The organism is Asanoa sp. NPDC050611, from assembly GCF_040654855.1.
In the GTDB taxonomy this organism is placed as follows: domain Bacteria; phylum Actinomycetota; class Actinomycetes; order Mycobacteriales; family Micromonosporaceae; genus Asanoa.
This window is the reverse complement of the sequence record NZ_JBFAIU010000316.1, coordinates 1-8,807: the sequence shown is the minus strand read 5'-3', so window position 1 is coordinate 8,807 and position 8,807 is coordinate 1. Positions and strand designations below refer to the sequence as shown.

Genomic DNA, 8,807 nt, shown 5'->3' with positions numbered 1-8,807 from the left:
GGACACCACGGCGGACGCGGTGCTGCACCAGCTCACCGACCTCGCCGGTGCGGACGGCGCGGCCACGGACCGGCTGCGCCGCGTGGGCACCCGCAACCTGGTCGACGCGGCCCGGTCCGCCGGCGCCACACGGATCGTCGCCCAGTCGCTGGCGTTCGCGTACGCACCGGGGGAGAAGCCGGCGTCCGAGAGCGACCCGCTCGACGCCGGCGCGGCCGATCCGCGCGGAGCGATGGTGGACGGCCTGCTCGCGCTGGAGGAGACGGCGTCCGAAATGGACACAGCGGTGCTGTTGCGGTACGGCGTCCTGTACGGCCCGGGCACCTGGTACAACCCCGGCGGCGCCGTCGCCGCGGCCCTGTCCGGCGACACCGACGCCCGGCTGATCGCCTACCTCGTGGCGGACTCGTCGGTCACCTCGTTCCTGCACGTGGCCGACGCCGCCCGGGCGTCCGTGGCCGCACTCGACTGGCCCGGCGGGCCGGTGAACATCGTCGACGACGATCCCGCTCCGGGCCGCGACTGGCTTCCGGTCCTGGCCTCCGCCTTGTCGGTGCCGGCCCCGCCGGCTCGGTCCGGCCAGGTCGCGTGGGCCCGCGGCGCGTCCAACGACCTCGCCCGTTCCCGCGGCTGGCAGCCCGAGTTCCCGACGTGGCGATGCGGCTTCGCCGCCCTGGCGTCCCGCCGCTAGCGCGCCAGTGAGGCGCGGACGTGCTGACGGGCGTCGTGGATGCGCGACTTGAGCGTGCCGACCGGGATGGCCAGGTGCTCGGCGATCTCTTCGTAGGACAGCTGGCTCAAGTCCCGCAGCACCAGCGGGGCGACCAGTTCCGGGCGGTGCGCCTCGAGGCGTTCCAGCGCGTCCAGCAGGTCGAGCCGCGAGCCCGCGATCACGCTGGTCGTGCGCGGGTCCGCGGCGTCGAGCGGGAGCACCGCCGACGGCTGTTCGTCGGCCCGGCGCTTGAGGCTGCGGTACGTCTGCCGCGCGCAGTTGGCCGTGACCGCGTGCAGCCAGGTGGAGAAGCGCGAACGGCCGGCGAAGCCACCGATGTTGCGCGCGACCTGCAGCAGGGCGTCCTGGCACGCTTCCTCGGCGTCCTGGCGGCAGGGCAGGAACCGTAGGCACTGCCGCAGAACCCGGGGTTCGATCTCGACGAGCAGCGCGTCGAGTGCGCCGGCGTCGCCGGTCGCCGCGCTGCTGGCCAGTTCCTCCAGCGCACGATCTGGTGCCATGCCCGTTCCTCCCCGTTGCGTGGCTCATAATACGGGCGTGCCAGTGCCCGACAAGATCGGCCGATACCGCGTGCTGCGGCGGATCGGGTCCGGTGCCTTCGCGACGGTGTGGCTCGGTGCCGACGACGAACTGGACGCGTCGGTCGCCATCAAGGTGCTGGCGGACAACTGGTCGTACCACTCCGATCTGCGCACGCGCTTCGAGCAGGAGGCGCGCATCATGCGGCGGGCCGATTCGGCCTTGCTCGTGCGGGTGCTCGACGTCGGTGAGCTGCCCGACGGGCGGCCCTATCTGGTGATGCCGTACGCCGCCGGCGGCACCCTCGCGGACCGGCTCGCCGCCGGGCCGTTGCCGGTGCGGGAGGCGCTGCGAATCGCGGTCGACATCGCCGGCGCCGTGGCGGTGCTGCACGAGGCCGGCGTGCTGCATCGCGACCTGAAGCCCTCGAACGTGCTCTTCCAGCCCGCTCCGGGCCGGGATCGCGTGCTCGTCACCGACCTCGGGCTGGCCAAGGCGCTCGCGAACGCGTCGGGTTTCACCGTCGCCGCCGGCACACCGGGCTACATGCCGCCGGAGCAGGCCACACCGGGCGGTGGGCTGGACACCCGCGCCGACGTCTACGCGATCGGCGCGACCCTGTTCCACATGCTGACCGGCCGCCCGCCCGAGCCGGCCTGGTCGGTTCCCGGCCGCTCGGACCGGGTGCCCCGGCCGTCCCAGGTGCGCCCCGGTGTTCCGTCCATCGTGGACGACGTCGTCCGGCGGGCGTTGCAGGCCGACCCCCGCCAGCGCTGGGCGTCCGTCGACGCGATGCTCGTGGCCTTGCGCGCGGTCGCCGCCGAGGCGGAGCGGGAGCGCAGCCGTGGCCGGGTGCTGCGCTGGTTCGGCCGGGCCGCCGGCGTCGCCGTCTCGCTCGCCGCGGTGCTCACGACGACCAGCGCCGGCGCCACGCTCCCGGCCCGGCACGGCTGGGTCCGCGTTTCCGATGCCAGCGGCGCCCTCTCGGTCGCGGTGCCGCCCGACTGGGCCGGCCAGCTCAAGGACGACGGCTGGAACCCCGGTGTCCTGCGACTTCCGGCCGGCCGCGCGCCGGGCCTCGTCGCGGCGCCGGACCTGGCGGTCTGGCCGGATCCGGCGAGCGGGATACCAGGGGTGTTCGTCGGCGCGAGCAAGGCCCTCGCCGGCGGCGCGGCGCCGGCGTTGCCCAGCCACCCGTCGTGCGTGGAGCAGGCCGCGCGCACGGTTGACGTGGGTGGCAACCCGGCGCGGGTGCGGCGGTGGACGTCGTGCGGCGCCTCGGTCTCGTTCAGCGAGGTCGTGCTCGCCATGCCGCCCCGCGGCTTCGGCGTCTACGTGCAGGTCAAGCAGGTCGGCGCGGCCGACCTGACCGACGAGATCCTGGCCGGCCTGCGGCTCTCCGGCTCATTGGCACCGCAGGCCGGTCGGCTTCACTCGTAGCAGTCCTGGTGCGTGTGCTGCAGGGTCACGCTGTTGACCTTGCCGCCGTCGGTCGTGATGCGGTACCTGGTGTCCTTGGTCAACGTCACCCAGCCCCTGACGAAGTCGCCGTTCGTGTCGACGATCTCCCAGTTCGGGTAGATCCGCTGCAGTTCGGCCGCTGACGTGCCGACGCCTACGCCTTCGGGCGTCTCCACGCCCTTCCATGCCGCGATGCTGACGATGCCGTACCTCGGGGACCAGAGGACGCCGCCGGCGGCTTTGGACCCGGCGTCGCGCAGGTGGGCGCCCCGGCAGCCACTGTCGTCGAACGTCGTGACCAGGCCCGTCGCCTCGGCCTGCCGCACGCTCATACCGATCTTCAGTGCGCCGTAGCCCTCGTGGCCCAGGATCGGTGCGTCGTTGCCTTCCGGGTCCGGGGCGACTGGAGAGGTGGGCGGCGACGATGGCGGCGGGGTCGGCGGCGTGGTGGTGGGTGCGGCGGAGGTCGGTGTCGGTGCGCCGGCAGGTGCTGCGTCGCCGGCCTGGTGCTGGACCGGCGACGAGCAAGCGGCGACCAGCAGCAGGCCGGCGAGGGCGCCGGCGAAGGGAAGTGCCCGCATCATGACTCCTGGCAACTCGGTTCGGGTTGTTGTCGAAGGGTTCGATGCACCGGCACCGGAGTTTGTTCGCGCCCGTTGAGTCGTGAATCCGTCAACTAGCAGGACCGGCTCAGCACGTCCGCCACCTCGCCGCTGCCGAGCTCCGACAGCAGCGACAGCGACGCGTGCCATTGCTCGCGGGCGATCGTGCCCAGGCCGTTTGCCCGGGCGATGTCGCCGAGCAGCCGCAGGGCACGGGCCTCGCCGAGCCGGTGGCCGGTGGCGCGGTGGCTGGTGAGCGCCCGTTGTCCACAGTCGACGGCACGGTCGATGTCGCCGCCGCGCAGGGCGACGCTGCCGAGCACGAGGTACGCGTTGCCCGCGAGGATGCGATGTCCCGCGCGCTGCGCGTCGGCCAGCGCGGCGGCGGCGACCGTGGCCGCCTCGGTCAGGTCGCCCGTGTCCCGCAGGGCGGCGGCGAGGCCGACGTTGGTGCGGGTGCGCACGTACGCGCTGCCGGCGTCGAGCAGCGCCAGCCCCTCCCGGTGCTCGGCGATCGCCCGCTCCGGGCCGCCGAGCCAGTGGTGCACGGTGGCGAGCAGCGACCGGATGTCGCCCTCGACCATCGGGTCGGCCGCCTCGCGGGCCTTGGCCAGCGCCGCCTCCGCGTTGGCCAGCGCGCCGGTCAGGTCGCCCTGGTCGCGTTGCACGGTGGCCAGACCACCGAGCAGGTGCGCTTCGGAGTGCGCCTCGGCCACGTCCGTCCGCAACTCCATCGCGGCCCGGAACCGGTCGGCCGCGGTCGCCTCGCCGAGCAGGTGCTCGACCGCGGCGAGGTTGTTCAGCGCGACCACCTGCCCTCCCGGGGACCCGATCTCCTCGTGCAAGGCCAGCGCGGTCACGCAGCAGTCGGCGGCCCGGCGCAGCTCGCCCAGGTCGTGGTAGAGCGCGCCGAGCGTGATCAGCGTGCTCGCCTCGCCGGCGGCGTGGTTGTTGGCCCGGTGCAGTTCCAGCGCCCGCTCGCTGCTGCGCGCGGACCCGGCGAGGTCGCCCTGGCTCTGCCGGGCGAGCGCGATGCTGGAGTGCATCGCCGCCTGGGCGCGCAGGTCGTCCTCCGCCTCGGCGGCGGCGAGGCTCGCGCGGACCGCGGCGAGCCAGTCGACGGTGTTCCTGGTCTGCCAGAAGTAGCCGCGCAGGGCGTCGGTGAGCTGCCACGCAGCGTGGTGCGGCCCGGCGGTCGCGGCATGGGCGATCGAGGCGAGCAGGTTGCCGTGCTCGGCGTCCAGCCAGGCGAGCGCCGCCGGGTTGCCGGCGAAACCCTCGACCGGCGGCAGGTCGGCGAGCGGCAGCCGCACCAGGTGTGGGTAGAGCCGCCGCCCGGCGGCGTCGGCGGTGGCCAGGTAGTGGGTGTGCAGGCGAGCGACCGCCGCCTCCGCCTCGCCGGGGTCGCTCAGTTCGCGGGCGTACGCGCGGAGCAGGTCGTGCAGCCCGAACCGGCCGGGCCGGGGCGCCGTGACGAGGTGGGCGGTGACGAGGGCGGCGAGCGTGCCTTCGACGTCGTCGGTGCCGGCCAGCGCGGCGGCCCCGGCGGCGTCGACGTCGGTGCCCGGCGCGGCGGCGAGCAGACGGAACAGGGCCTGTTCGGGCGGGGCAAGACGGTCGTAGGAGGCCCGGAAGTGCGCGCGTACGCCGGAGACCCGGTGTTCGGCGACCTTTGTGGACGGTTCGGCGGCGAGTCGCCCGGCGGCGATCCGCACGGCGAGCGGGAGGAGACCGCAGGCCCGCACCAGCTCCCGTGCGGCGTCGGGCTCGGCGTCCACCCGGTCGTCGCCGACGATCCTGCGCAGCAGCAGCATCGCCTCGGCCTCGGTGAGCGGGTCGACCGTGCGCCGGCTCGCGGTGAGGCCACCCAGCGGGTCGCGGCTGGTCACCACGACGGCGCAGGCCGGCGCGCCGGGCAACAGGGGACGCACCTGCTCGGCGGTCGCCGCGTTGTCGAGCACGATCAGCACCCGCCGCCCGGCGACCTCGCTGCGGAACAGGGCGCCGGCCTCGTCGGGGTCGACCGGGACGCGGTCACCGGGCACGCCGAGGGCACGGAGGAACGTGGCCAGCACGTCGATGGTCCGTACGGGCGCCTCGTGGCCGCGGAGGTTGACGAAGAGCTGCCCGTCCGGGAAGCGGTCGGCGACCCGGTGCGCCCAGCGGACGGCGAGGGCGGTCTTGCCGACCCCGCCGGCGCCGACGACGACAATCGTGGGCCCGTCGGCGTCGAGCTGGTCGAGCAGCTCGTCCCGCCCGACGAAGTCCGCAACGACGGCGGGCAGCTGGGCGGGCGGCTTGCCGGGTGCCGGCGGCCGCAGCGCCGGATCGTCCCGGACCACGGCGGCGTGCAGCTGCCGGAGGTCCTCGCCGGGGTCGAGGCCGAGCTGGTCGCGGACCCGGTCCCTGATCCGGCCGAACACGGCCAGCGCGTCGGACCGCCGCCCGGCGCGGAACAGGGCGGTCATGAGATGGGCGGCCAGCCGCTCGTCGAGCGGCGCACCGGCGCACAGCTCGGTCAGCTCGCCGACCAGCTCGGCGTGCCGCCCGGCCGCGAGATCGGCGGCGATCCGCAGGTCGAGGGCGGCCGCGCGGGCTTCCTCGAGCCGGGCGGCGAGCCGCTCGCGCCCGGGCCCGATGTCGGCGAGCGCGGGCCCGCGCCAGAGCGCGAGCGCGTCCCGCAGGAGCTCGCCGCGCTCGCGGGCGTCGTCGGTCCCCCGCGCGTCGGCCACGAGGGTGGCGAACCGGTGCGCGTCGACGGCCTGCGGGTCGACGTCGATCCGATAGGCACCGTCGCGCAGCTCGATCCGCGCACCGGCACCGAGCAGGGCCCGCAGGCGGGAGATGTAGGTCTGCAGGACGGCCCGGGCATCGCGGGGTTGGTCACGGGACCAGATCAGCTCGACGAGCCGCCCGACGGGCACGCTGCGCCCGGCCTCGAGCAACAGAATGGCCAGGACGGCCCGCTCATGCCGCCGCCCGACACCCACCCGACCACCGTCGGCACTGACCTCGACCGGACCGAGCAGGCGAAACTCCACGCCGACCGACTGTATACAGCCGCTCAACAGGACGAAACCCCAGACGGAAAGCGATCCGGTATGTGCACTCAGCAAAGCTGTGCGGGGACGGGGGTGGTGAGCCACCACCGGGGAGGATGGTGACTCACCGAAAGAGGACCGGGACCGATCGTGGGGACGGTGCCCCTCACCCCCGAACCCGTCAGCTCGAGTGAGACTCCGCGTCGGTACGCGCGCCAGGCTTCGGGATGCGGACCGGATCCGGCCCATCCTGCGATGAGATGGCGGTCGCGATCAGACTCGGCGCTACCGGCTCGGCGGTGGTCGGCTCGTCTGTGGAACGCAGTCGCGGAGGGGCGGGCATCCACGGCTTGAGCGACTGCAGCACCTGCTCGTAGAAGTCGTCGATCGCCGCCAAAACGGAGTCGATGAACGATCCCCGCCCGGCACCCCGCTTCGTCCCGGCTGAGGTCACCTGAGAGATGCGGAAGGCGCGCAGCTCCTTGGCGGGATCGACGATGAGCCGGCTCGGATCTTCACGAACGAGCCGCAACTGGTCGACCACTCCCTGGCCGCGTGCGTGCATCGCGAACGCCTCGACGGTCACCGTTTCCGGCGCGTTCTTGAGCTGACGGACCAACCAGTTGACCCGCGTGGTCGGTCGGCCTTCGCGGGGTGCGTCGATGTCGACCGAGCAGATGACCTTCGCGGCGCGTAGATCGGCGGAGACCTGCAGAGGGCCAACAGCACCTGGAATGCGTAATGCGGCCGTCAGCGTGCCGCTCGACGTCAGCTGAGCCGTCAGCGCCTGGGTGCGGGACGCTGGGTCCGCCAGCTCGCGCCGGGTCAATGCCGGCACGACTTCTGTGCCGAGGCGTCGGCCGAGTCGGAGGCTGGCGTATCGGACAAGCGCGTCGAACCGGCTGGCAACCTGGGGGACCACTGGGTCGGTGGAGCGGAGTGTCCCGGCCGCAGCCGCTTCTCTAACCTGCACCCAGCCCGGACCCATGTCCGTGAACTCCATCGCGCCGGAACGCGGGTGTTCGAGATAGCGGATCAGCTCGCCGAGAATCCATGCCTGATCCGGGTCGGCGACACCGCGATATTCCTTCTGCATGACCGCGGCCGTGAGGATCTCGGTCCACGGAATGTGGTGCAGAAGGACTCGGCGAAGCTTGCGCTTGTCGACCGCAGTCGGGTGCTGTCCTGGTACGGGCGGCATCTGGTTCGAGACCGTGATCAGGGCGTCGAAGCCTTCGTCGCGGGCGATGTCGAGATAGGTCTCGAGCTGCTCCGGCTGCAGTTCGTTGTTTCCCGTCTTGACCTCGACAAGTGCGGTCCATTGGCGCTGTCCGCGGCTGATCCGAACCAGGCCGTCGGGGAAGCACTTCTTTCCGTTCACGTCGAACGGCACCTCGATGAAGGTCTGCACTGAGCCCGCGGGTGCGCCGATTGGCGAGGTCAGCGCTCGGCCGAACTCACGCACGGCACTCATGACCGCGAGCAGCGCTGAAGTCGCCCGCCGTTCTTGCTCGTCAGGACCGTTGATGCCAGAGGTGGGAATCAGCCGAGCTTCCTGCCACGCGTCCTCGGTCATTGGTCACCCTTTCCGCTGTGGTTTTGGGAAAGTTACACCCGCGTTAAATTCGAAGGGTGCCGGAATGCGGGACCAAGCGATCAGTCCTGGGTGACCGTACGGAGGTTCGTTGGACGAGTCGTGGTTGCCGAAATAGCAGGTTCTCAATTGCCCGTTCGGGCAGAACTGCCTTCGTTCAAGGCTGCAGAGAGAAATATCTGTCGGCCGCAGCGTCCCCCGCTCCGCGACCCGTCCCGGGCACCCGGAAGGGGGTGCCCGCCCCCCGTGCGCGGGCACCCCCTTCTCCGACAGGGTCAGCGGGTCAGCACCAGCGACGGCGGTGAGGTGGGCTCGGCCGGTGCCGGCTCGGTCAGGCCGAAGCGGGTGTGGATCCGGGCCAGCCAGGCCGGTGCCCACCAGTTGTAGCGGCCCAGCAGGGTCATCGTGGCCGGGACCAGCAGCATCCGGACGATCGTGGCGTCGAGGACCACGGCCAGGACCAGGCCCAGGCCGATCGAGCGGATCGGCACGAAGCCGCCGGCCACGAAGCCCGCGAAGACGATCGCCAGCAGCAGGGCCGCGGCGGTGACGATGCGGCCGGTGAGCTGCAGGCCCTCGGCCACCGCGACCTCCGGTCGGGCGCCGGCCAGCCAGCGTTCCCGCATCCGGGACAGCAGGAACACCTCGTAGTCGACCGAGAGGCCGAACGCGATCGCCGCGACCAGGACCGGGACCGTCAGGTTCGTGCCGTCGAGCTCCGGCAGGCCCAGGTTGCCCTGCTGGAACACCCAGACCACCGCGCCCAGGGCGGCGCCGATGCTGAGCAGGTTGGTCAGCACGATCGGCAGGCCCCGGGCGTGCGCCAGCTGCCAGGCGAAGTACATGATCACGGCGCC

The 8,807-nt window shown here is 72.9% G+C and carries 7 protein-coding genes; 2 read left to right on the top strand and 5 right to left on the bottom strand.

Going from position 1 to position 8,807, the window contains the following annotated elements; translation table 11 throughout:
* A partial coding sequence (locus AB0H87_RS33075) for an NAD-dependent epimerase/dehydratase family protein (protein ID WP_360154698.1) occupies positions 1 to 691 on the top strand: 691 nt, incomplete at its 5' end.
* Here the strand turns inward: AB0H87_RS33075 and AB0H87_RS33070 are convergent.
* The gene (locus AB0H87_RS33070) at positions 688 to 1,233 is read right to left on the bottom strand and encodes an RNA polymerase sigma factor (RefSeq protein WP_360154695.1); all 546 of its coding nucleotides are present in this window, start codon (positions 1,231 to 1,233) and stop codon (positions 688 to 690) included. The genes AB0H87_RS33075 and AB0H87_RS33070 overlap by 4 nt on opposite strands.
* Before the next feature lie 37 nt (positions 1,234 to 1,270).
* On the opposite strand from AB0H87_RS33070, the gene AB0H87_RS33065 reads away from it, so the two are divergent.
* Positions 1,271 to 2,692 carry a serine/threonine-protein kinase gene (locus AB0H87_RS33065; protein WP_360154692.1) on the top strand — a complete coding sequence of 474 codons (1,422 nt, stop codon included), beginning with the start codon at positions 1,271 to 1,273 and terminating at the stop codon, positions 2,690 to 2,692.
* Here the strand turns inward: AB0H87_RS33065 and AB0H87_RS33060 are convergent.
* The 4 genes from AB0H87_RS33060 to AB0H87_RS33045 form a co-directional block, all read right to left on the bottom strand.
* Positions 2,683 to 3,294 carry a hypothetical protein gene (locus AB0H87_RS33060; RefSeq protein ID WP_360154689.1) on the bottom strand — a complete coding sequence of 204 codons (612 nt, stop codon included), beginning with the start codon at positions 3,292 to 3,294 and terminating at the stop codon, positions 2,683 to 2,685. The two genes, AB0H87_RS33065 and AB0H87_RS33060, sit on opposite strands and share 10 nt — an antisense overlap.
* 95 nt (positions 3,295 to 3,389) lie before the next feature.
* Positions 3,390 to 6,356: a BTAD domain-containing putative transcriptional regulator gene (locus tag AB0H87_RS33055; RefSeq protein WP_360154686.1), complete on the bottom strand. Its 2,967-nt coding sequence runs from the start codon at positions 6,354 to 6,356 to the stop codon at positions 3,390 to 3,392.
* Between the two features lie 181 nt (positions 6,357 to 6,537).
* Positions 6,538 to 7,932 (bottom strand): stress response protein, encoded by a 1,395-nt coding sequence (locus AB0H87_RS33050; RefSeq protein WP_360154683.1) that lies wholly within the window; start codon positions 7,930 to 7,932, stop codon positions 6,538 to 6,540.
* Positions 7,933 to 8,225: 293 nt separating this feature from the next.
* A partial coding sequence (locus AB0H87_RS33045) for an MMPL family transporter (RefSeq protein ID WP_360154680.1) occupies positions 8,226 to 8,807 on the bottom strand: 582 nt, incomplete at its 5' end.

Excerpts from the sequence above, each read along its gene's own strand:
- AB0H87_RS33070 (WP_360154695.1), bottom strand. The coding sequence starts at position 1,233 with ATGGCACCAGATCGTGCGCTGGAGGAACTGGCCAGCAGCGCGGCGACC.
- AB0H87_RS33050 (WP_360154683.1), bottom strand. The coding sequence starts at position 7,932 with ATGACCGAGGACGCGTGGCAGGAAGCTCGGCTGATTCCCACCTCTGGC.
- AB0H87_RS33060 (WP_360154689.1), bottom strand. The coding sequence starts at position 3,294 with ATGCGGGCACTTCCCTTCGCCGGCGCCCTCGCCGGCCTGCTGCTGGTC.